Origin of the sequence: Devosia litorisediminis, from assembly GCF_018334155.1 — a bacterium.
Classification (GTDB): Bacteria; Pseudomonadota; Alphaproteobacteria; order Rhizobiales; family Devosiaceae; genus Devosia; species Devosia litorisediminis.
This window is the reverse complement of the sequence record NZ_JAGXTP010000002.1, coordinates 205,673-227,578: the sequence shown is the minus strand read 5'-3', so window position 1 is coordinate 227,578 and position 21,906 is coordinate 205,673. Positions and strand designations below refer to the sequence as shown.

Annotated in this window: 16 protein-coding genes and 2 pseudogenes; 3 read left to right on the top strand and 15 right to left on the bottom strand. The window is 56.8% G+C overall.

The genetic code is table 11. The annotated features are described in order from the left end of the window. From KD146_RS13915 to KD146_RS13900, 4 genes are read right to left on the bottom strand one after another with little or no spacing between them, the layout of a single operon-like run. Positions 1-558 (bottom strand): sugar transferase, encoded by a 558-nt coding sequence (locus KD146_RS13915; protein WP_212659426.1) that lies wholly within the window; start codon positions 556-558, stop codon positions 1-3. A gap of 7 nt (positions 559-565) precedes the next feature. Further along, on the bottom strand, positions 566-2,038 hold the full coding sequence (locus KD146_RS13910; protein ID WP_212659425.1) for a lipid II flippase MurJ: 1,473 nt from the start codon (positions 2,036-2,038) through the stop codon (positions 566-568). After that, complete coding sequence (locus tag KD146_RS13905) at positions 2,035-2,910, bottom strand: aldolase/citrate lyase family protein (protein WP_212659424.1); 876 nt, start codon at positions 2,908-2,910, stop codon at positions 2,035-2,037. Before KD146_RS13905 ends, KD146_RS13910 begins: the two co-directional genes overlap by 4 nt. 23 nt (positions 2,911-2,933) lie before the next feature. After that, positions 2,934-4,838 carry a polysaccharide biosynthesis protein gene (locus KD146_RS13900; protein WP_212659423.1) on the bottom strand — a complete coding sequence of 635 codons (1,905 nt, stop codon included), beginning with the start codon at positions 4,836-4,838 and terminating at the stop codon, positions 2,934-2,936. A 483-nt stretch (positions 4,839-5,321) separates the two neighbouring features. Between KD146_RS13900 and KD146_RS13895 the strand changes: the two genes are divergently transcribed. Then, positions 5,322-6,386, top strand: a complete 1,065-nt coding sequence (locus KD146_RS13895) for a hypothetical protein (protein ID WP_212659422.1) — start codon at positions 5,322-5,324, stop codon at positions 6,384-6,386. Positions 6,387-6,689: 303 nt separating this feature from the next. Here the strand turns inward: KD146_RS13895 and KD146_RS13890 are convergent, their stop codons facing one another. The 6 genes and pseudogenes from KD146_RS13890 to KD146_RS13865 form a co-directional block, all read right to left on the bottom strand. Continuing rightward, a complete protein-coding gene (locus KD146_RS13890) occupies positions 6,690-7,760 on the bottom strand; it encodes an SGNH/GDSL hydrolase family protein (protein ID WP_212659421.1) in 1,071 nt (356 codons plus the stop codon). Then, positions 7,732-9,159 carry an MBOAT family O-acyltransferase gene (locus KD146_RS13885; RefSeq protein ID WP_212659420.1) on the bottom strand — a complete coding sequence of 476 codons (1,428 nt, stop codon included), beginning with the start codon at positions 9,157-9,159 and terminating at the stop codon, positions 7,732-7,734. The genes KD146_RS13890 and KD146_RS13885 overlap by 29 nt, the downstream gene beginning before the upstream one ends. A gap of 52 nt (positions 9,160-9,211) precedes the next feature. Next, entirely contained in the window at positions 9,212-10,219 is a 1,008-nt protein-coding gene (locus KD146_RS13880; RefSeq protein ID WP_212659419.1) for an NHL repeat-containing protein, read from the bottom strand. Positions 10,220-10,589: 370 nt separating this feature from the next. Then, positions 10,590-11,377 (bottom strand): annotated as a pseudogene (locus tag KD146_RS13875) (IS3 family transposase); the annotation flags it as partial. A 422-nt stretch (positions 11,378-11,799) separates the two neighbouring features. Continuing rightward, complete coding sequence (locus KD146_RS13870; protein ID WP_212659418.1) at positions 11,800-12,870, bottom strand: acyltransferase family protein; 1,071 nt, start codon at positions 12,868-12,870, stop codon at positions 11,800-11,802. 232 nt (positions 12,871-13,102) lie between these two features. Next, entirely contained in the window at positions 13,103-13,312 is a 210-nt protein-coding gene (locus tag KD146_RS13865) for a hypothetical protein (protein WP_212659417.1), read from the bottom strand. On the opposite strand from KD146_RS13865, the pseudogene KD146_RS13860 reads away from it, so the two are divergent. Together KD146_RS13860 and KD146_RS13855 are read left to right on the top strand one after the other, a co-directional pair. Then, a pseudogene (locus KD146_RS13860) lies at positions 13,268-13,420 on the top strand (transposase); the annotation flags it as partial. The gene KD146_RS13865 and the pseudogene KD146_RS13860 overlap by 45 nt on opposite strands. Positions 13,421-14,284: 864 nt before the next feature. Continuing rightward, the gene (locus KD146_RS13855) at positions 14,285-16,003 is read left to right on the top strand and encodes a hypothetical protein (RefSeq protein WP_212659416.1); all 1,719 of its coding nucleotides are present in this window, start codon (positions 14,285-14,287) and stop codon (positions 16,001-16,003) included. Between the two features lie 334 nt (positions 16,004-16,337). Here KD146_RS13855 and KD146_RS13850 read toward each other — a convergent pair whose 3' ends face one another. The 5 genes from KD146_RS13850 to KD146_RS13830 all read right to left on the bottom strand — a co-directional run bounded on the left by KD146_RS13850 (position 16,338) and on the right by KD146_RS13830 (position 21,867). Then, positions 16,338-16,667, bottom strand: a complete 330-nt coding sequence (locus tag KD146_RS13850) for a hypothetical protein (protein ID WP_212659415.1) — start codon at positions 16,665-16,667, stop codon at positions 16,338-16,340. 1 nt (position 16,668) lies between these two features. Beyond that, on the bottom strand, positions 16,669-17,475 hold the full coding sequence (locus KD146_RS13845; RefSeq protein ID WP_212659414.1) for a P-loop NTPase family protein: 807 nt from the start codon (positions 17,473-17,475) through the stop codon (positions 16,669-16,671). A 244-nt stretch (positions 17,476-17,719) separates the two neighbouring features. Next, positions 17,720-17,926: a hypothetical protein gene (locus KD146_RS13840; protein ID WP_212659413.1), complete on the bottom strand. Its 207-nt coding sequence runs from the start codon at positions 17,924-17,926 to the stop codon at positions 17,720-17,722. Then, a complete protein-coding gene (mobF, locus tag KD146_RS13835) occupies positions 17,919-20,558 on the bottom strand; it encodes a MobF family relaxase (protein ID WP_212659412.1) in 2,640 nt (879 codons plus the stop codon). Before mobF ends, KD146_RS13840 begins: the two co-directional genes overlap by 8 nt. Positions 20,559-21,165: 607 nt before the next feature. Then, on the bottom strand, positions 21,166-21,867 hold the full coding sequence (locus KD146_RS13830) for a fumarylacetoacetate hydrolase family protein (protein ID WP_212659411.1): 702 nt from the start codon (positions 21,865-21,867) through the stop codon (positions 21,166-21,168). Positions 21,868-21,906: the final 39 nt, after the last annotated feature.

Sequence of the window (21,906 nt, the reverse complement as noted above, 5' to 3'; positions counted from 1 at the left end):
CTAATTGCCACCTTTTGTCAAAACCTGACGGACCGTCAGCGCAAGTATTTTCATGTCGAGGAGAAGGCTTGCCTGATCAACATATTCCAAATCGAGGCGCTTTCGTTCTTCGGGTGTCGCGGCGGATCGCATGGTCGCCTGGGCCATGCCTGTGATACCAGGACGAATGCGATTGCGCTTGTCAAACTCTTCAGCGCTATAAAGAGAGCGCTGCTGAGGCACATCGGGACGGGGTCCCACGACACTCATGTCGCCACGCAGAACATTGAAAAGCTGGGGCAGTTCATCAAGGCTGGTGCGGCGTATGAATCTTCCAATTGGTGTGATGCGAGAATCGTTGTCTGCGGTCGAGTAGTCGCCCATCTTGTCTGCATTCTGCACCATGGACCGGAACTTCAGGATGCCGAATGTACGACCGCCCAAGCCAGTCCGGATCTGCCGGTAAAAGACCGGTCCGCCATCGTGGGCCTTGATCAGAATGGCAATTACCAACCAGACTGGTGAACTGACGATCAGGAAAGACGCAGCGCTCAGTATATCGAAGCCTCGTTTCAGCATGACAGCCCTATGGGGTCCTCGTTCGCAGTGGATTGCCGTGGGAGGCAACCACGGCCGCGAGCATCGCGGCCAAGGCTAGGCTCGCGCCGACAATGGCAGAATCCGTTCCGGCAACGCTGGCAAGCATGGCACAAACAGTGGTCGCAGTGGCAGCGGCGAGCGCCGGGCGGAAGAGGCCTCTCCAGGCCCCATACCAGCCGGCAAAGACCGGCTGCTGCGTTGCCAGCACCAGGGCAATCGCTTGCACGAGGTGGAAAACCGGCAGTGCCGCCATGACAAAGCGCGCGTCCGCGTTCCATATGCCTGGCAACGCGGCCAGCGGAACGACACACACACTGGCGAGGGTCACCTTGAGCAGCAAGCCAGTTTGCCCCCTTGCATTAAGGAGAGTCGTGCCCATTGAACTGACCGCGATCAATGGCAAGGTCAGGAAGCCCATGCGAGCCAAGTCGCTGATTAGGGACAGTTCGGAGGGACCGATGCGTCCCCGGCCAAAAATCAGTTCAACCAGCGGGTAGGAGAACCAGATACCCGGAATTGTAATACAGAGTGCCAGAAGCAGCGCCCGCTGTATGCCGCTCTCATAAATGCGCAATTGCTCGGCTCCGTTGTTGGCGCCGAAGGCCCTGCTCAACGCCGGGAAAGCCACGGTGCTGATCGTCGTGATGGCTATGCCGAGGGGGAGCTCCACCAGCTTGGTAGCGAAGTTGAAGGCAGCAATATTGCCTTCGCCATTCAGCGAGATGAGGGCCCTTAGAATGACTGGGACAAACAGAACAATTGTGGCAGCGCCAAGAGCCTGGATGAAGCGAAATACCAGTCGGCGGTAATCGGTGCTACGATCAGGGACACCAGCCCAGTTCATATGCGGTAGGGCCGCGACCGCCTGGCTAAAGTAGCGCAGCAAGGCGGCAAGGGCCAATCCACCGGCCAGAACAAGCAGGGACTGTTTGTCGGAAGGCCACAAGAACAGCACCAGGATGATTGTCAAGTTGAAGACCAGCGTCCCGGTGCCGGCAACAAAAAAACGGTGCTGCGAATTGAGAAGTGCCGAAGTGACGCCAGTGAGCCCCGCCAACGGAATGGCCATAGCCGCTATGGCATAAGGCAGCGCGTAGGCACTCGACGGTGTGCCGGCATAGCCAGGAGCAAACGCCAAAAGCAGCAACGTGGGAAAGAACGCGAGCACGATCCCGATCGTCCCGAAGAGGGCAAGCACCAGAACGCTTGTTACCCCTAAGACACGCGCCCTTCCGTATGCATCGAGACGGGCGAATTCGGGAACAAGCGCTGCGCTAAGTCCGCCGGCCAACAAGAGATTGACGAGCAAGTCCGGGGTGGTCAGCATGACAATCGCCAAGTCGCCGTCGCGAGACAGGCCAAATGTGGCACCCAATTGAATCTCGCGTACGAAACCAGACAACCGCCCCAAGAGCAGCGTCAGGCTTAGCACCACGCTTGCAGAGACGAGGCTCTTCACGACGCCCGGCCACCCACCGCTTTGTCGCGCACGATACCTGCTATGCGCAGGGCCACTTCGTGATGGATGGCCAGCAGCTCGTCTGGCGAGGACTGACCGAATGCGCGATACGCGTCTTGCAGCTTGGCCACTTCGTCCGCGAAATCCATCTCGGTTTCGAGGTCATGAACCGTAAGTCTGTTGCGGTGGAACGTGCGCGACAGAATTGCCCCCGTTGATCCGAGGCGCACGTGTTCGGCGACGAGCATTTCGGCTGGCAGGAGCCCTTCGCCGACCCGCGCCAGACCACCAATGCCCAAGGCAAGGCCAGCGTCGATGATAGAACCTGCAAGGCGGTCGACCATGCCATCCGCGAGAGGTTCAAACATGAACGTGCGTCCTAGATCCAAATGTAGGTCGTTGAGGCCGATGTGGACCTCTTGCACACCCTGGACGCGCACGATACTGGCGACATTGGCGGCTGCCTCGGCGGTTTCAAGAAGCAGGCAGATCCGTACCCTGCCGTCAACAAGGGCGCAGAACTGCTCAACCTCCTGTGCCGTTCGGAACATAGGAAGCATCAGAACATCTCCCCCGAGACCGATCGCACGATCAACTTCGTCACGGCTACCTGGGTTCAGCGGGTTGAGGCGCACCATCAGATTCTTGTCGGGAATAGCCCTACGAATCCGTGCCACATCATCAAATGTGTGGCGGCTGATTACGGTAGACAGGTGCCCCTGCCTTTCGACCTTGCCGAGCAATTCGAGATCGACCATCACCCGCTCAACCCCTCGGTCGGACACGTATGCGGCCAGTTCGGGTACATTGGTGATGAAAATTAATCGCATATCGACGTCTTCCACTTCCTCAACGAGGAGGGCCCCCTCCATCGCAGGGCTGCTCTGGCACACTATCATGCAGACGCCTTGTCTGGGCATCCGGCGACGCTGACATCCGCCTCTACGACTAAGCCAAACAGAAGACTGCGTGCCAGTGACTCGTCCGCTTCGTGCAGAGCCGAGCGCAACACGTCAAGCTTTTGCTGCATTTGCAGATCGTCCGAAGCCGCGGCAGCCCGGAGGATCTTGGGGTGTCTGGTTCGCTCCGCCGCCGCATCATCGTAGAACAGCTCCTCATAGAGCTTCTCCCCGGGCCGCTTGCCAACTGCCACGATCTCGATGTCACCATGTGGATTGTCGACGCTCCTGACGGACAATCCAGCCAATCTGACCATGTTCTCTGCCAGCTCTGAAATCAGCATAGGTTCACCCATGTCGAGCAGGAACACGTCGCCCCCTTTCGAGAGCGCACCGGCCTGAACGATCAGTTCAGCGGCCTCCTTGATAGACATGAAATACCGCGTCATGGCTGGATCGGTCAGCGTGATGGGCCCCCCGTGAGCGATCTGATCCTTAAACAAGGGCACAACGGAACCGTTCGACCCCAAGACATTGCCAAATCGCACTGCGCAGAACTTCTGCCCGGTATTCGCCGCCGCGGCTTCAACGGCCTTCTCGCGCACAATGAGCTCGGCCCAGCGCTTGGTGGCGCCCATCACGTTGGTCGGGCGAACGGCCTTGTCGGTCGAAATGAGTACGAAGTTTTTCACCCCTACAGCAAACGCCGCGTCTACCACTGTCTTGGTGCCGAAAACGTTGTTCTCGATACCCTCAAGTGCATTGGCCTCGACCAGCGGAACATGCTTGTGTGCGGCCGCATGGAAGACCGCGTCCACAGCGTAATGTCCCATCGTACGACGAACCAGCGCTTCATCAGTGACAGAGCCAAGCACCGGCACGACAGCCGCATCGCCATTCCCGGCCAGCTCACGGTCAATCTTGTAAAGCGCAAACTCATTGGCCTCGAACAAGACCAAGCGTTGCGGCCGCCACTGCGAAATCTTCCTGCAAAGCTCTGAACCAATCGAGCCGCCGGCACCAGTTACCATGATGGTTTTTCCGGCGACCATCTGGCGAATGAGGTCAAGGTCGGGCGGCACCGTAGAACGGCCTAGAAGGTCATCAATTTCAATCTCTCGCACCTGGCTGACAAGGTATTTTCCCGTCACGAAGTCGGAAATGCCGGGCAGTGACTGGACCTTCACTCCGTGACGAGACACGTCCGAAACGACGGCCTTGCGACGGCCCGCCGAAATGGATGGCATTGACAATATGATCTGCTGAACAGCGTAGTTTGCCAGTAGTGCCGGCAGGGCGCTGGGGGGATGCACCCGAACGTTAGCGACTTCACGTCGATGCAAGGTCGGATCGTCGTCAACGAAAGCGACAACATCGTGCGTGCTTTTCAATGACAGGGCCAACAGCGTTCCCGCGGAGCCTGCGCCGTAAATGACGACTGAAGGACGGTGCACAAGTACGTCTCGACCAAGATGTGATATCAACCACTTGGCAAGAAACCGGCTGCCTATCAGCAGGACACAAGTAAGCGCAAAGAAGATGATCGGAACAGATCGTGGAAGCGAACCGCGCCACATCAGCTGCGCCATAAATGCTACGAGAACCCAAGCCATCACCGCCAGTGCGGTCGCCTGAAAGGTCGTCCACATGGCCCTTTCGGGGAGATAACGCACGACTGGGCGATACAGACCCATGCCTACAAAGATAGGGATCGCCACCACAGGAGCGGACAGGATCGCGAACCAATTGTCCATTGTTCCGGGCAGACGAAAGGTGTCGAGCCGGATCGCTAGGCTGGCCCACGCCGCCAGAACAAGTAACAGGACGTCAGAGGTGACGAGGACGACGCGTTTCCATCGGCGGGATATGCTGAGGATGCGGGCCGCGAGTTCGCGTATCATGAGGGTCGGATCACCGGATTGGACAATCGATGTGGTCGCCTCTCACGGTAAGCGACTTTGGTCAATAGGGAAAGCTGGGAACGCAGTCCGGAATAGGGGCGTGTGTCCCTCATGGGCCACTACGACGTCCTCAACAAGCGATTGCATATGACATTCCGACCCCGTGCATAGTGGGTCATACCCTATTAAGTCGGACCACTTCGGGCTAGAGTCATCCAGTTATTTGAAGTGCTAACCTTTTCGCACCACCCGGCTGGCAGCCAGGCGTTGACAGGTAGCCGCATCTGTCAGCCTCTACATATACGAAATGAACCCCAGGCACATGCGTCTTAACACAGATCAATCCGGTTCGAGCAAGTGTCACGATGCGGTGCCACTAGATCGTCACAGCGCATGATCAGCGGCACCGCCACCTCACAGACTTGATTGCATCGCGCTCGGACAGGCGGTATGAGGGCCGCACAACCAAGCTTGAGTGGCACCATGAAGACCGAACGATTCAGCCTTGTGGCCTTCTTCGCCACCCTAGCGCTATCGCTCACGGTATTGGCCGGGTGGAAAACGTTCACCCTGAACTCCCAAGCGTGGCACATGTGGCAGATTGTTGGGCACAACCCTCTCGGGGCGTTACTCAGCGGACACCCACATGGGCTTCGCTACGTGCTCTACTATCCTGTCTTCGCGGCGGCCGAGTTCCTGGGAGTGACGCCAGACCTAGCGTTTAGCTATGTTTGTGTCCTTGTGCTGTACGTCATGAGTACGCTCGTCAACCGAATCGATATCGATGTCTGGGGCTCGCAGGGGCACGTGTGGCGGCGCGATGCGGTAGTTTTCTGCATATTCGCTTTGGCCACGCTAATGAACGGCCGACTGCTCCTGGCCTTTTGTGGCTACCTGTTCATAATTTTTGCGGGGGCGAACTGGTTCAAGTGTCGGAAATGGAAATCTAGCCACGCCACCTGCGTTCTAATTGGGTGTCTTTTGGCAGGGGTGAGTTCTGGCACATTGCTGGCTGCAATGGCGCTTTCGGCAGGGGTTGTTTCGATTGCCTACATGATGGACAACCGACTGCTTAAAGATACTCCGCTTGCTGCCATCTCGATTGTCATAGTGCTAGCGTTGTTCGTTAGCTATGCTCTGATAGGGCTTGGGAAGAACCTAGTGTACTATGGTGGCGATGAATCTGCCGTTGTTCGGATGCTAGGACATGGAGCGGGCGGGGACATTGCCAAATCAATTGGGCTGGGAGACCTGGTCGAGCAAGATGACATTCCCGCCACTGGGGGGGTGCTGGGAGCAGCCCTTCCATACTGGTGGTTGGGAGTTGTTGTGGCAGCGTTTGTCGCTCGCTACTACGGCTGGCGGCCGGTTCAAATGTTGCGAACATCTTCGCCTGAGCTAAACCTCGTCCATCTGTCCCTTGTGTTGGCAATGGTTGGAGGCTTGTTCGGATATTCCGTGCTTATGCTGGGTGTTATCCCGTTCCTGTTGTTCGCATCTGGGAACGTCAAGCCCGTGATGTTGCGGCTTGCTGCTTCTGCTCAGTGAAGCGCTGCCGACAGCTATCATTTTGGAGAATAGCCTGATCATGACGTCCGACGCAACTTCGGAGGTTACTTGAATCGACAGCGTCCATAGGCGCTCCTGCCGAGAATTTCAATGTGGGCCGCGGGCACCCACTTTGATCAATCTGCATTTTGATCAATCTGCATTCTTCTTCCAGTCGGGATGTAGCTGCCTCGATGATGGAGAAGATACTGCCGCCCTGTTTCGCCAGCGATTTTTGGCGCGCATTACGATGGTCAGCTCAAAATAAATGGCCGAGAGTTCTGAGCCTTGGCGGCGTTGCTTTCAGTTGGAAGCGACCTTCGGACTGAACAACTCCTGGAAATCTGGGTGGTGAGCCAATTCGGTAGCGAGCTCCCGAGAAAGCCGCTGGGCGCCGAACTCGTTCAGGTGTAACGGATCGACAAAATATTCTGTCGGCCAAAAGCGATAGGTGGGCAGGAAGTGCACATCGCTCCCGCCATGAGCTTCCAGCAATTTATCATAGTAGGCCAGAACCTCTTGAAAACTTGGATCGTCCTTCCGCTGCTCCGGCCAAGGAAACTGATAGACAAAGACCTTGATGCCTCTGCTGGTCAAAGACTGAACCATCCGGTCAAAGTAGTTCAGATAGACGGAGTAGCCGTTCTCAATCCCTGTTGAATATCCGTGGGGCATTGGGACGTCGTCACGCGAAATATGGTCATTGCCTCTAGTCATGTAGCCTTGCGCCACGGAGAAGCGCATCGCTTCCCGCTGTTCCTGAATGCCCAAAATTTCGTCCCCGACCCCTGGAAGGTCAGTCACGCTCTTATTGATCAGGGTGTTTATGCGAGAACGAAAGGTGACTGCTGGCAATCGAGTGCCCATGAACCACTCGGCGGCTTCCATACAGTTGAGTAGCTGCGTGCTACAAGCTAAGGCTGCCTCGGCGAAGGTGGGCCGGTAGTAGGCAGTATAGATATCCTTCATCCATTGCTGGCCGCCGAGCAGATAGAACGAGATGTTCAGCAGTACCGCCTGAGGCTTGACTTCAGCCTGTTCCAGAACACGGTTTGAAAAGTAATGCATGAACGGCAATTGTTGGCCGGGGCGGGCCAGATTTATCGCTGCGGCTTGCAACCCGTATTGTTTAAGCTCGGCGCTCAGGATCGGTGGCACAACGCCTTGATGGCTGCGACTATCGCCCAAGATCAAGATTTCTGCACCAGGCAGCCACTCACCGGAGTTGATGTCCTCCATAAGGAGATAATTGCTGTCAAAGTATGGGGCGGCGGCCAGCAGTGCCGCATTCAAGCCCGCGAACGCAAGAAATGCGGTGAGGAACGCCCATTTCGAGCCTCGACGCTTAGAACTGGAAGTAAATGAACTGGCCACCACCGGTCGCTCCCCAGGCTATTGCGAAGAATGCGGACGTGCCCATCGCCAGGCCGTGCACGATCCGATTGTTCCATCGTAGGTCAGGAACCAAGCTGTCCGCTCTAAACTGCCAAAGCTGGAACAGCACCAACGGCGATGCATAAAGCAAGAGCAAAAGAGCATTGCTTTGGTCCGCTGAAGTCCAATACCATGAAGAAGGCGAAAGGAGCGTTGTGTAGAAAGCGCTGGCTGCAGCCATCGTCTGCGCCCGGAACAGAATCCAAAGTGCCACCACGACGTGGAAAGTCAGGAAAATCTGGATAGCAGGGGGCGGGCGCCATCTCGTTAGTCGCCCAACCAAGAGCTCGCCGATTATGTAGCTGCCGTGAAGGACGCCCCAAAGGACAAACGTCCATGAGGCGCCGTGCCACAAGCCGCTCAAGGTAAAAGTTATGAGCAGATTGCGGCAGTGCATCCATAGGCCTTGGCGCGATCCACCAAGCGGAATGTAGACGTAGTCTCTAAGCCAGTACGACAGGGTCATGTGCCAGCGTCGCCAGAACTCATTTAAGGTTCGGGACCAATAGGGAAGATTAAAGTTCAGGCTTAGATTGACGCCTATCATCTTGGCGACACCTCGCGCCATGTCGGTATAGCCTGAGAAGTCGCAATAAATCTGTATAGCGAAACAATAGGCGGCGATCGCCAGTCCTACCGAGGTTTGTCCACTTGGGTCAGCGAAGGCAGCGTCGGAAATCTTTGCCAGGTTGTCCGCAATGACCAGTTTTTTGAATAGGCCGAGAATGAAAAGGCGCGAGCCATAGTAGACGTTGGCCCAATGAAATTTCGGCTCACGATGCAATTGGGGTATGAGCTTTCCTGGGCGCTCAATGGGGCCGGCAACCAACTGTGGGAAGAAGGAAACGAACGTAGCAAAGGTCAGGATACTGCGCTCAGCGTTTACCCTGCGTCGATAAATGTCAATCGTGTAGGACATCGTTTGGAAGGTATAGAACGATATTCCCGGCGGCAGGACGACGTCCACGAAGAAGCGCTGGCTGTCAGGTATGCTGAAGGCCGCGACGAAGGTGTCGGTGAAAAAGTTGAAATACTTGAAGAAACCAAGCATGCCCAAATTGGCGAGCATGCTGATCGCAAGGAGCGCTTTTCGTCTTCGCTGCTCGTCTGCGCGTTCCATCATGATGCCAACGATGTAATCCACGGCGGTCGATATTATGAGCAGCGAGAGAAAGCGCCAGTCCCACCAACCGTAGAAGATGTAGCTGGCCGCTAGAAGCATCGTGATCCGCGCTTTTCCGCGCAGCGCAAAGTTGAGCGGCAGGACAAGCGCAAAAAGCACGTAGAACGGTAGATCGTAAAAAAGCATGTCGGCCCCGAGCGGATCGTTGCCGCTCATAGCAATCGCATGCCTCTAAAACAAGCGGATAGCCGCTATGCCGGCAGAATTGCTAGTAGATTGGTACAGCCTTGAGGACTGACCGCGTCCCGGTCACTTCGAATTTGATCTCCCAACTCACGGGATCGACGAGAATTATGCGGTTGCCGTCCGCGTCTGCGACCAAATAGTGGCCGCTGTAGCAGCCCTCCGCAACTTCAACGACGCTTCCAGGCGAGATCAACTGAAAAGGTGGAGAACTCCACACAATATCACCGTCCAAGCTCACACGGTGGATTAGACCATTATGTTCGTCAGCAATCAGCAGATTGCCTTCATGATCAAACGACACACCGTTGGGATAGTTTAAGCCCTCATAGATGATCTGGGGTTCGAAGATCTCATCCTCAGCGAGGATCACACGATTGCGATAGCTGTCAGAAACTGCAACCAAGCCATTAAAGAAGGCGATGCCGCGAACGTCAGCCAACTCCCGTTGAAAGAACTCGTCAACAACCTCGAACCGACCAGGATCAGCGGAGAATATTGAAGCTTGGTCCCACGCTCCGCCTTCTGGATAGCCGCCGAAGAAGAGACGGCCCTTGTGAAAGTCTAAAGTAGTCGCGCTATAGCCGGCAATGCTCCCTAGGATTTCGAGGGAGTCGAGATCGTAAATCTCGATTCGGGCATGACCAGGTATAGCGAAGGCCAACAGGTTTTGCAGATGGTCAACGGCGACAGAATAGTAGGCCGTGTCATAATCACCTACTTCGTGACGAACACATTTATCGGAATCGAAGGTGTAGCCACGTAGGCCGAAGTTCACTGCCGCTGCGATCTCGAAGTCCAAAGCCTCACCTTTGCAGCGCGGGGTTTCGACATGGTAGTTGGCTTTAGTGGAATAGCTCTCGAGCACACCGTCAGCAATGATCAAGTGAAGGTCCGGCGGCGTGACCGGAGGAAAAAGGCTAACTCTCCGTTTGACGATCTCCTCCAGCACCGAGCTGCTGGGGTCGGCAGCGCTTTGAGCTGCGGCCAGCATGGCTCCCGACAACTTGGGAGGCTGGACTTTGATCTCCACAGTCTCATATCGACAGCCTGTTAGGCCGACACTCATGAGAGCGAAAACCGCCAGCCCTATGAACTTGTGGGCGCTTATCATGAGGGCTGCTTAGAGCCCCTTTCAGGCTCGACTATGGCATTCACACGAACCGCCTCCGTTATCTTCAACGGCGGATGCGGTTCCGCAATTAACGCTGGGTGAGCACAACGTCGACCGGTATGAGATTACCTTCTCCGGTCCTGAGGCCGCGCTCTGGTGCAGAATTATCTGAGTCCACCTGACACACAATTTGTCGAGGCGGTCCCTTTTGGCTGCTCCTGCTTTTCCTACACTGCAATGGGTGGCGCTGTAAACCGCGCCGTGAATTCTGGAGGCTGTTTGGTTTAAGCTATGCGGCCATGGCCGGTTGTTCCAGTGCGGCGTAGAAATTGGCTTCGGCTTCCGCTGGCGGTATGTTGCCGATGGGCTCAAGCAGTCGACGTTGATTGAACCAGTCGACCCATTCGAGGGTGGCGAACTCGACTGCTTCGATGGTCCGCCAAGGCCCGCGTCTGTGGATGACTTCGGCCTTGTAGAGACCGTTGATGCTCTCGGCCAGGGCGTTGTCGTAGCTGTCTCCGACGCTGCCGACGGACGGCTCGATGCCGGCCTCGGCCAGGCGCGGTGTAGCGGATACTGACGTATTGCGACCCGCGGTCCGAGTGATGCAGCAGACCGCCGCGATGGACGGGGCGACGGTCGTGGATCGCCTGCTCGAGGGCATCCAGCACGAAGCTGGCATGAGCGGTGCGGCTGACCCGCCAACCCACGATATAGCGAGCGTAGACGTCGATCACGAAGGCCACATAGGCGAACCCGGCCCAGGTCGCGACATAGGTAAAATCGGAGACCCAGAGCCTGTTAGGCGCCGGGGCTTTGAACTGGCGATTGACATGATCAAGCGGGCAAGGCCCCGCCTTGTCGCTGACCGTGGTGCGCACCGGCTTGCCCCCGGATAACGCCCTGCAGCCCCAGATCGCGCATCAGGCGCGCGACGCTGCATCTGGCAACACCAAACCCCTCCCGCTTCATCTGCCGCCAGACCTTGCGCACGCCGTAGACGCCGAAGTTCTCGGCAAAGACCCGCATGACCTCAGGCTTGAGGGTCTCATCACGCCGAGATCGGGCATGACGTTGCCCCCAACTTCTATCCAGCGTGATGGATACTCTCCGCCATGCTCCTGCACCATCCGCACCGCACGGGCGCGAACCTCACTCGAAAACTTGTTCGTCGTCTTGCTTGTCATGCTCCATCCTACTCAGGAGTTAGAGCCTCCGGCAAACCCGGCGCGGTTCACTGTGCTCTGAGCCAAGTGTGCTTCGACGCCGTGTGTAAACGCCGGCTGACGGAGGATTTCACAGCAAAAAACTGTGACGCCCTCGTATATCACCGCGAACGACCGGCCAGCGAAATCTTCTGGCTGTCATCAAATCCGGGTTCGACTATCTTCTGAGGATAACAATGGGATTGCAGCGAGGTCGCAAGGGAATGCACCATATCGTCTGAGTTGCATGAAAGTCAGACGGATCAAACACCTAAGTGGAGCTTGGCATGACCACTACTCAGCAGCAGCCGACTCAGTAAATGGCCGACGATTGCCCCGCAACCAGTCACGGGCGGGGATCTCTAGGAAACGGAACAGAAGATGGGCCATACCCACTGCGAATAGGACAAATAGAAAAGGCTGCGCGACCTCCACCCCCACCTTCGATGCAAACCAGCTACTGCCTTTGTAGGCGAACCAATGCGTTAGGTAGAGCGCATAACTAATATCGCCCAAGAATGCGCTTGCCTTTGTTGCCCATGCCGGCACCCTCGCGGAGTAGGCCGTCAGGACGGCAGCACCCGCTAGAGCTGTTAAAAAAAGATATGCGACCGGATCTCGGTACACATCCATCGGAGAAATCAAAGAGAACCCGGCCACCAAAAACAACGCCGCTATTGAAAACCAAAAGTTTGCGGCCCGCACTTGCAATGGTCGAAAATATATTACAACCCCGATCGCAAAAAATGGCGAGAATACTAGCGGGTTTGCATAACGGAACCAGAATTCCGGGTTCGTCTCATTCCGAATAAGCAGGATCGCTGACTGTTGGGCAGTTATTAGCAGCGCAGTGGCGATCAATATTGTGCGGAGGCGCACGTGGCAGGCCAGCAGCGCTAAGATTGGAAAGACCAGATAAAAGACTGCCTCTATGCCAAGAGACCATGCCGCAACCACACCTGACATCAATCCCGGCATTTGCAGGCCCATCAGCGTTGAGCTCGTCAGGTACGCATGCGCCAGAATCTCTGCGGTCAACTCGCCACCAGAAAGCAGAATGCTATACGAAGGCGCAATAATCGCGACGAATAGCAGCAAGGGCAAGATGCGCGCGGCCCGCCGGCGATAGAAGTCAGCTATGCGGTCGAAGTGGATGCCTTTGGAGAAGTCTCTAGCGTAAACTATCATCATCGTCAGAGCCGATAGAATGAAGAAGACGTAGACGAGAAACGCCCCAGCACTTTCGACCGTAATGTCGTGCTCCCAGCTCAGGTAATGATATGCAGCGACCCCAAGCGCGCATAGGCCGCGGACGAGATGCAGGGCCTGATTGAACGGCGGCTGTGGCGAGCTTTCGATGGACACGCGTGCTATCCCTTTTAAGACCGAGGCCGACCTTGATTGGCGTAAGATTTTGCGTCAAGGGCGGAAGATGCCCCTAGGTGTAGAAACAGAGACTAACCACCAACTTGTCTCTCAAGCGAATGAGATCGTCGGTACATTGGACGAGGAGACAATCTCTTTTCTCGACCATGATGGCCAGCGCCTGTTGCCGATTTCAGTGTCTGTGTCCGGCCGGCGCGATGCGCAATGCGGCCTAAGTGCGCTCTACGGTTTTTTGCTCCTCCAAACACACGCTGTCGCGGATCGCGGCTATGATGCCCGTATTATCCTTGAGATGATCCAGCAAAGAGGCGGACGAGGCCATATCTCCACCCAGCGGGATCGCAAACAGCAGCGCAGTATCGACCCGGCCATCTAAAGACAGCGAAAACTCGTCGAGCGGTTCTTCAACAATCTCAAACACTTCCGAAAAATCGCAACCCGATACGAAAAGTCAGCGCGCAACTTCCTCGCAGCCGTCCTCATCGCCTGTTCACGCCTCTGGATGCGCTTTTATGAGTCCGCTACCTAGAGCCTCCGGCCGTTCGCCTCGCCCGAGAGCAAGGCCGCTGGCGCGGCTCCATGGCGCCATGGCTCGTCTATCCAGAGCTCTTATCCCGCGGAATGACCGTCGCCGGCCTGCCCATCGATGCGCCTGCCCGCGCCGACTTCGGAAGTCTTTGGTCGGCGGTTTGAGAAAGGAACAACGATTATCAGCCGCTTAGCGCCTTTCCAGCCTTTGCCTTGGAGACGGATCGATCTTCTGCCTTCGCTACGGGCATCGTCGTTCTCAAGGGGTTGCGAAAGACTGTCGACGCCCTTCTCGTCGGCTTTACATCTGCACCATCGGTGCACAGGTGTGAAAGAAACAATTTGAGTAATTCTGTGAAGCAAATCGAGGCAATTCGAGGGGTAGTGGTGAAGCGCTGACGGGGTGTCAGGGGGCTCGACGTAATATGGACCAGAGGCGGCTGGTAGCGCTGCTGCGCAAGCTGAACAAGTCGGCCATCATGCCGTTCGGTAAAATCCCTTTAGATCGCCTTGTCGCCAAAAATCTGGGCGACCTATCAACCCTTCGGTCATCGGGGATCACATGGCCTTCTATCTCGTGCGCGCTCGTAGACTGGCGGCGGGACAACGATCGGCCCTTATCTTCCGATCACCTGCGAAGTGCGTACTCCCGGGCACGTCGGCAAAGAGACAGCAATATCGCGCCCACGTCTCCAACTGTTTCCAAACCAGAACATCAGGGCACAGGCCGTCGCTCACCCTTGCCCCCTGTGCAGGCAGTCGCCCCGTCAACCGAAGAAAATCCTAATACCACTTCGCGACCGTCAAAGTTGCGCGAGCAGATGGGCCGCACTTTACACCGAAGATACATCGAGGAAGACTAAAAATGGTTCGTTCAAGACCAACCAGTGACGCCGCTTACAGACCGACACGTTATTCCGATTTGGTGGCTTCATGGGAGAACGCGCCAAGTCCCACCATTGAAGTTTTGCTCGGATTGCGTCTGTCGATCGTGATGCCGGAAGGCGATTGTGATGAGAAGGCACTCGAGGATTGCCTCGGACTGGCGGCCATAGGCTCGCCCATTAAACCGGTTGAAATGGCTCGTCGTGAGGTCGAAAGATATCTTACCGTTCATGAAAAACGTGGTCTTGAGAAAGGCCACCCAGTGCTGTTCCACCATCTCATCGACAGGCAACGTGTAGCTGGTCGGGGACGAGGAAGACCACGTCTGACCGATCGCCTCAACCGCGTGGCTGATGCCCGCCAGTTCATGATCGCCCAAGCGCTCCACCATCTCGGGCACCTTCTGGCGGGCGAACCGCTTTCGGGCGCAGACCAAGCCTTCCACCGTAGCGGCAACAAAGTAATTGAGGACTGGTGGCCTTCCGGACTGGCGGGACGCGAGGCTCCAAACGCACTTTACGACAAGCTTCTGACGACATTTAGTGCAGGTAACCACGTATCGATCTACAGCAAATTCCTTCCGCCGGGCATCAAGCCAATAAGACAGGTTATGGAGGTCTATCGCGACTTCAGCTTTGCCGATGATACGACGGAGGCAGCCATAACATATTGGCTGACCGTTCTCAGGGCCGGCCTTTTGGTCGAGGGGATTGCGCAGACCCAGCAAAGTGCGCTGATCAGGCTTAGCAAAACAGACGACGACGAGGCGTATGAGCGATCCGACATTATGGATTTCATCGGCGCCAACGGTTCGAGGCCGTCGCTCAGTGACCTGCTGCCGGTAGCTTATTTCGGGGTCCCCGATCTTGGCCACATCGCGCGTTGGACAAGCGGACTGCATAATTTTTACGAATGTGCCGCAGCCGTTGGAGAAATCGCCCGTGGACAAAGGGCACGAATTTCATACTGGCAAGCAGCTCTGTTGTTGAACGCGTTTGATGCGACGGAATATCCTGATCCAACGGTTTCAAGTGGTCCCGCACGGTACCTGCAAGCCTTCGCTTTCTTGCGGGCAGCCATGACTCAGGTGAGGGCATCAAACTGGTGGCAGAGCAGCCTACTCTCGGCGCGGGTCGACAACTATGGATTTCGCCACATAGCACTTTCTGACGATATCTGCGCGTCGGCTGCCGAGTTCCTTGGATCGAAAGGTGTCGTAGCCGCAACCGAAGCCTCACCCATCACGGAGCTGCTTATCGCACTAGCCGCGCGCGCAGGATTGGGGCCAATGGGCAAATTGAACGAGCCCGACAATCTTCGGCTCTTCGGGGCAATCGAAGGCGGTGGAATGTGGTTCGACCCGACGCAACACGAGCGCTTCGGAGGCGATAGCCAGATGTGGTTGGACGACAGCGTTGCGCAATGCGTCTGTCAACTTGCGCTGGAAAAACAGAGTGCGCGTTCTCTTCATCTTGGAATGCCCACAAGCCCGCATTGCTTCGCGGACCACATCGCCGTGTCAGAGGCCACGCATCAGCTCTTGCGTTTCTTAACGGCAACGCCCCTGCCCCACCACAAGATCGATATTGACGTAAATGCGCGTTGGCTTTCCGATGCTGAAACTGCTGAGGCAAAGCAGAGGGGGCAAGCAGCGGCGCAATATCTGATCAGCAAGCTTGAGGCAGGGTTTGATGTCTGAGGGTCACAGACCTGAGGCGGCGGTAATTAAAGCACCTCCATTTCGATGGACCGCCGTTCTAGTCGGACATGCAGATGCCAAACGGCAGCCACGGTGAGCAGCACTATCATTGCGCGGCAATAGACCTCTGTTGAATTGAGACGGACCAACAGAAGGCCAAAGCAGCCTAGCCAGTCCTCCGTTGCCAAGCATCGGGGGACGGCTTCGCTTATGAAACCGGTGTTGATGAGGTATATGCGGCCCCCATCAACCAAGATTGGCGGTACCAGGTCAAACGCCAGGTACCCGGCCCACCAAACAGCCAGGGCAACCGCCAGTATCTGCCAACGGCGCTTCAATTTGGCCACCCAATGGCACCGACAATATCAGCGATGATAAGTCCAGTGATCGCGACTGGAACAGCGACCAGGCTGACCAGGACGGCGAGAGTTGCAGGACGCAGTTTGGGCGGTAGGGCGATGAGAAATGCGGCTAAAGGGTGCGCCAACAGCTCAATTAAGTGCTTCATGTCCGGCGTTGATCCTCTCAACTGGTGAGTGATCTCCGGGGTGAGCTTTCCACGCCGAAGAATTTCACGCGCCAGTATCTGAGCTTTTCGTCGCCGCTCCTCATCGCCCTTGCGGCGCGCGCGAACCAAGGCTTGTCGCTGAGTACTCGCCATCATCCTAAGCACCGAAAAGCTGGTCGAGTTGCAGGAACATCTGTTCAAGCCATTCGCTGACATCGCCCCGCACGATCCGGGCATCGGCGCGCCCGAGGCCGGTGATATCCATGACCTCCGCAGTGCGCATCTGCGCGACACGAGAGAAAGGAATGCGCGCCTGCTCAAAACGCGCATAGGAATTGCCCCTGATGCGGGGCATCCGGATGAGGTGAGCGTTGGGCAAAAGCGTTTGGATATGCTGCTGATACGCATCGTGCGCAGCACTTCCTGCCACTAGGTCACTGATGCGCCCGAAGCGTTGATTTTCTACAAGGCACAGTTTGGCCACAGGCAGCGAGCGCATGAGATCGCGGGCCGTGGTCCCCGCCTTTTCGATCGCCTCCTGCTCGCTGGTGTAGACGATGTGAAGCACAACCTGCCGCCCACTTTCCGCAATATCTTCAGATACCTCAGCCTGACGAGACCAGTAGGCGAAGCGCTGGTCCTCGTTTGCGCCGAGGTCGATGAAGATGGGCCTACCCTTGGGCGTGTCGACCATCAGGTCGGACAGCGGGCCAAACCGCTGAAGTTCAAGATTGGGGTTTTCTCGCGCGGCCTTCGGGTCGATGGTAATGGTGAGGACATGGGAGGCGTTGAGCGCTTCCAGGCGGCCCTGTTCATCTACCTGGGCAATGGCAGGCACCAGTCCACGCTGGATGGCGTATTCGATACCCGTCTGACAATCGGAGGTCTTGCCCACGCCCCCTTTGCCATTGCCATAGACGTTGACGGTATCTTCGAGGCTGATTGTGTTGTTGGTGTGCAGCATGTCGATGTTCCTTTCTGCTTTGAACAGCGACAGTGGAGCATGGGCATACCGCTGACAGGTCGGAATCAAATCACAAATTCAGGTGGAGTGTTGAAAATCTGGATCGATGGGCCCCAGCAGTGCAGCACAACTGGGTAATGGATTGGTCAACGATAGGATCGCTATCCAGATCCCCGCTCACGCCTGTTTTTCTAACCAACTCGTGACAGTGTGTTCCATCTGGCGTTGCGCAGGAGGATAAAAACTAAACGTCTGGCTCGCTGCCTTCACAGCTTTGGATAAGCTGGTTGAGCCAGTCCCAGCCAACAAGCAATTCGAGCGCCGCAAGCTCCTCATCGGACACCGTCGGGTCCTCCAGAAGGTCATTGATGAGCTCAACTTCGGCAATGGCTCTGCCATGAGAGGTCGAACGCGAGGCAGCGCGCGTCATTCCGTCCTGCCGCCTAGACATGATCGAACTCCGACTCGACGAAGCGATTGACATGAGCGTCAGGGCTTTGGTTGGCGTCTGCTGCAGGAGCGTTGCGCCAACGATCCCAATCCGATCTCGACAGGAGATCTAGGGTCGACCGCTTGGTATTCTTGCGGGCCATGCGGCGACTGAGCTTGACTAGACGCTCCGCTTCGTTGGACAAAGGTCCAAGGGCCGACAAGTCGGTCTCGATGGCATCAACACTGGCCCCATCAACGAAGAGGTGCGTCCGGGCTCGGGCCCTGCTCGCCGCCACATAGGAGAGATGGCGGTCAAAGTTTGCGTCGGCAAGCACGAGCGCATGCTCAACGGTCACTCCCTGCGAGCCGAATGCGCTCCAGCCGTAGTCCCAGCCGATCTGGGCATTCCCATGCTCATCAGACACATCCGTGACCGCGAAGCTGACGCGAAGGCCATCCACCTGCGCCGTGATCCGTGTTTCAAGCAGTGTGGCGCCAGGAACGACGTCGAGCACTGTGCCGACACTGCCATTGATGGTACCGAGCTGCTTGTTCTTCGCCAGAAAGCGAATACCATCGCCCGGCGACAGAGAAATGGGTGCGATTTCGCCATTCGGCAAGCGACCGATGAATGTTACCTCAGCCTCCGAAAGCTCGCCCCTGACGCGGCGGTCTTTCCGCACTGCTTGGGAAATCAAGCGCAATTGGTCATTGGTGCGGGCGATGAGTAGCGGCGCTTCCCCGGCGTCGGTCAGCTCGCGCCGTTTTTCCACTAGAGCGTCAACGGCACTTGGAAGATCTGTGCCAAAATGCACGTGCTTGCGCCGAAGCAGTTCGGTCAACGCCTTAAGCGCATCGCCTTTCCCAAGATCGAGCACGACCTGCCTGAGCCAGGCTTCGCGCTGGCGAACAATGGTCTCGATACGACTGACCTCGACCGATCGCGCCACCAGTCCAAGTCCGGGACCAGCGGCAATGGGCTGGATCTGGTTGCGGTCGCCGACCAGAATCAGCTTTGCGCCCGATGCGTTTGCCACTTCCAGCAACCTCAGCATGTCCCTTGCGCCGATGAGACCCGCTTCATCGATGATGAGCACAGTCTTGTCGTCGAAGGTCACCTTGCCGTGCTCCAGTAGAGCCAACCAGTCCGCTGTCGCCCGGGACTCGATGCAGAGGTCTTTGCCGAGGGCGCTCGCGATCTTCCAGGCCGTGGCGGCGCCGATAACCCGAAAGCCTGCGGCCTCGTAGCTTGCAACGATCGGGCGTTGGGCGGTAGATTTTCCCGCGCCAGGTGCCCCCTCGACGATCGCCACACGACCGCCGCGAGTGACCTGGAGCGCGGCGCGGGTCTGTTCGGCACTAAGTGCGTGTTGCGCGCACAGGTCGGCAACAATGCTTGGATCGAGCGCAAAGGTCTCGCCATCTTTCAAATGCTCGCTCAGCGAGACGACCGCAATTTCGGTTTCAATCATCTCCGGGGTCGTGAGTAGCGGAAAACCCATGGCGTCGGTACCGAGGCTCATGAGCTGGCCACTTTTCATGAGATCGGAAAATGCCTTGATAGCGCGCTCTGGCGGCAATCCTGTGCCAACCAGGGCGGCATTGAGGGCGCGGATCACCTCCATATGATTGAGCACCGCCTCGTTTTCAGTCAGCTCCACAGGAAGGGTATCGAGGCGGAACCGATAAATCGCCTCACCTTCCTCGTGACAAATGGGCTCAAAGGCCTGGCGGGCCGCGGCAAGTAGCCCCTTGAAATCAAAACCGTTTCGAACACCGGCAGCCGCCCACATTGCCAAACGCTCAGCTAGCGTAGTGGTAATCTTCTTATGTCGGGATTTTGCAGTTTCCTTTGCCGCCAGGGCAGGACTCTGGGCGCTTGTTACGCCCACAGCCTCTAGGCGGCGTTCAATTTCTTGCCGACGCCCTGAGAAGAAGCGGATGACCCTGTCAGGAATACTAGCGACTTCGAAGATGCCGTTCCGGCCAACCCTGTCGACGCTGAGCCGCATGCCGAGAAGACCGGCTGCTAATGCTGCATGGAACACGGCCCCCGCCAGCATTTTGGCGTTGCGCAGTAGAACACTTTGGATTGCGCCGATGCTTCCGTCCGCGCGCTTAGCAATATTGAGAATGATGCAGTGGATATGCAGGTCCGGATCGCCGAATATACTGCCATCGTTATGGACGGAGGGGCGCGCTTCGTCGTGAATAAACAAAGCAGCCGTAAAACTAATGGGTTCGAGCGCCGTGCCACCCTTGCCCCGCCTAGCCCATCCAGCGACTTTCTCAACGGCCGAAAGGCTCTTGCGCGCCGCCGCCAACAGAATGTTGAGTAGCTCCTTGCGCTCCCCGTCATTGGCCATCGCATAGATCAGGGAAAAAGACTTTGGAACGGAGAAAGTCAGATCATAAGCCGATTGCCGATCGAGGACGCGCCCGCCCTTATTGGAGAGTAGCGAGGTGCCGTCCGGAGCCATGGCGGCATAGAGCCGCTCGAGCAGTGCGAAGTCGACTGGTGCGCCGTCTTCTATCCCGAATGAGCCGCTTGGTGCGTACCACTCGGCATCCTGGAAGCCGGTATCGTAATAGACCCGCGCTTGGCGGAAATAGGCGACCGGAGGCGCCTTGAGTTGGATTGTTGCCGTCACTGTTGGCCTCGCTTGCAAAAGGAGGCTTCCCAGTTATCGGCTCAGAAGACATTTTGGTCGGAATCAAATCAGAAAAGCGCCGCTCCAGACGTTTGCTGTCGGCGAGATGATCGCGGAGATTATTTACTGCGAGGACTTTGGACGACGGCGCGGCGAGGACGGACTGGCTGCTTGCACCTTCTTGCCGTCGACCCGACCGCGAAGCATGCCCCGTGTGATGTCGAACACCATCGGGATTGTTCCCGCCAAACTCATTAGGAAGCGACAGTGCATCATGGGAACCTGGCCATGCCCCTAATGGAAGCATCCCATGGTCTTCTGTTAACCTTCAGCGCGACAATCTCTGAGAGGGACCGTTCACTGCTCTGGGCACACCGACCGGTTCAGCGTTGTTTCGAACAGCGGGCGAACGACCAAAATGGGGTTGGCAGCGGCCGGTCAGCAACGCGCCCCATTCCCGCCATCCATTGTCCGTTGGCGATTTCTCAAAAGCTGCCGTCCCCGAAGGGCGTGTCAGACGGCTCAAATGGGGTGGCTTACCGCGGGTCTGCTTTTAGAGCAATTTGCAGAACAAGCAGACATTGGTGGGATTGTTCGTTGAAGAAAGCTACTTCACCGCTACCGTGAGCGCACCCAAACCTTCAATTTCTGCGATCATCGTGTCACCGCGTTGAACGGGCCCAACACCAGAAGGCGTCCCGGTCATGATCATGTCTCCAGGAAAAAGCTCGAAGTACTGAGACAGAATGGCAATGATGTCAGGAGTTTTCCAGATCATCTGATCCAAATTGCCATCCTGCTTAATCTCTCCGTTCACCGCCAACGAGATCCGACCGCGCTGGGGATGGCCAATTGCCGTCACGGGGATGAGGGCGCTGCAGGGAGCGGAGTTATCGAAGCTTTTGGCGACTTCCCACGGCCTACCCTGCTCTTTGGCGACAGCCTGCAAGTCGCGGCGCGTCATGTCTATGCCCACGCCATATCCCCAAATGTGGTCCAAGGCGGCCTCCGGCGCAATGTTCGCGCCGCCCTTGTGCAGCGCTACAACCAGTTCGGCCTCATAGTGGACGTCGGTGGTTTCTGACGGGTAGGGGAACTCCCCCGACGGACTGACCGCACCTGCATGCTTGAAAAAGAAGAAAGGTGGTTCTTTGGATGGATCGTGTCCCATTTCCACGGCATGGGCTGCATAATTGCGTCCGATGCAGAAGATGCGGTTTATCGGAAATCGCTGTGAGGAACCGACTATTGGCAGGCTGGGCGTTTTCTGCGGCGCAATGACGAAGTTATCTCGTGCTTCTGTCGACATGGAAATCTCCATTCTGATGTGGCTCGCGGCCCCGTTCAT

Excerpts from the sequence above, each read along its gene's own strand:
- KD146_RS13855 (WP_212659416.1), top strand. The coding sequence starts at position 14,285 with ATGGTTCGTTCAAGACCAACCAGTGACGCCGCTTACAGACCGACACGT.
- KD146_RS13905 (WP_212659424.1), bottom strand. The coding sequence starts at position 2,910 with ATGGAGGGGGCCCTCCTCGTTGAGGAAGTGGAAGACGTCGATATGCGA.
- KD146_RS13895 (WP_212659422.1), top strand. The coding sequence starts at position 5,322 with ATGAAGACCGAACGATTCAGCCTTGTGGCCTTCTTCGCCACCCTAGCG.
- KD146_RS13850 (WP_212659415.1), bottom strand. The coding sequence starts at position 16,667 with ATGATGGCGAGTACTCAGCGACAAGCCTTGGTTCGCGCGCGCCGCAAG.
- KD146_RS13885 (WP_212659420.1), bottom strand. The coding sequence starts at position 9,159 with ATGAGCGGCAACGATCCGCTCGGGGCCGACATGCTTTTTTACGATCTA.
- KD146_RS13900 (WP_212659423.1), bottom strand. The coding sequence starts at position 4,838 with ATGATACGCGAACTCGCGGCCCGCATCCTCAGCATATCCCGCCGATGG.
- KD146_RS13845 (WP_212659414.1), bottom strand. The coding sequence starts at position 17,475 with ATGCTGCACACCAACAACACAATCAGCCTCGAAGATACCGTCAACGTC.
- KD146_RS13915 (WP_212659426.1), bottom strand. The coding sequence starts at position 558 with ATGCTGAAACGAGGCTTCGATATACTGAGCGCTGCGTCTTTCCTGATC.
- KD146_RS13840 (WP_212659413.1), bottom strand. The coding sequence starts at position 17,926 with ATGTCTAGGCGGCAGGACGGAATGACGCGCGCTGCCTCGCGTTCGACC.
- KD146_RS13830 (WP_212659411.1), bottom strand. The coding sequence starts at position 21,867 with ATGTCGACAGAAGCACGAGATAACTTCGTCATTGCGCCGCAGAAAACG.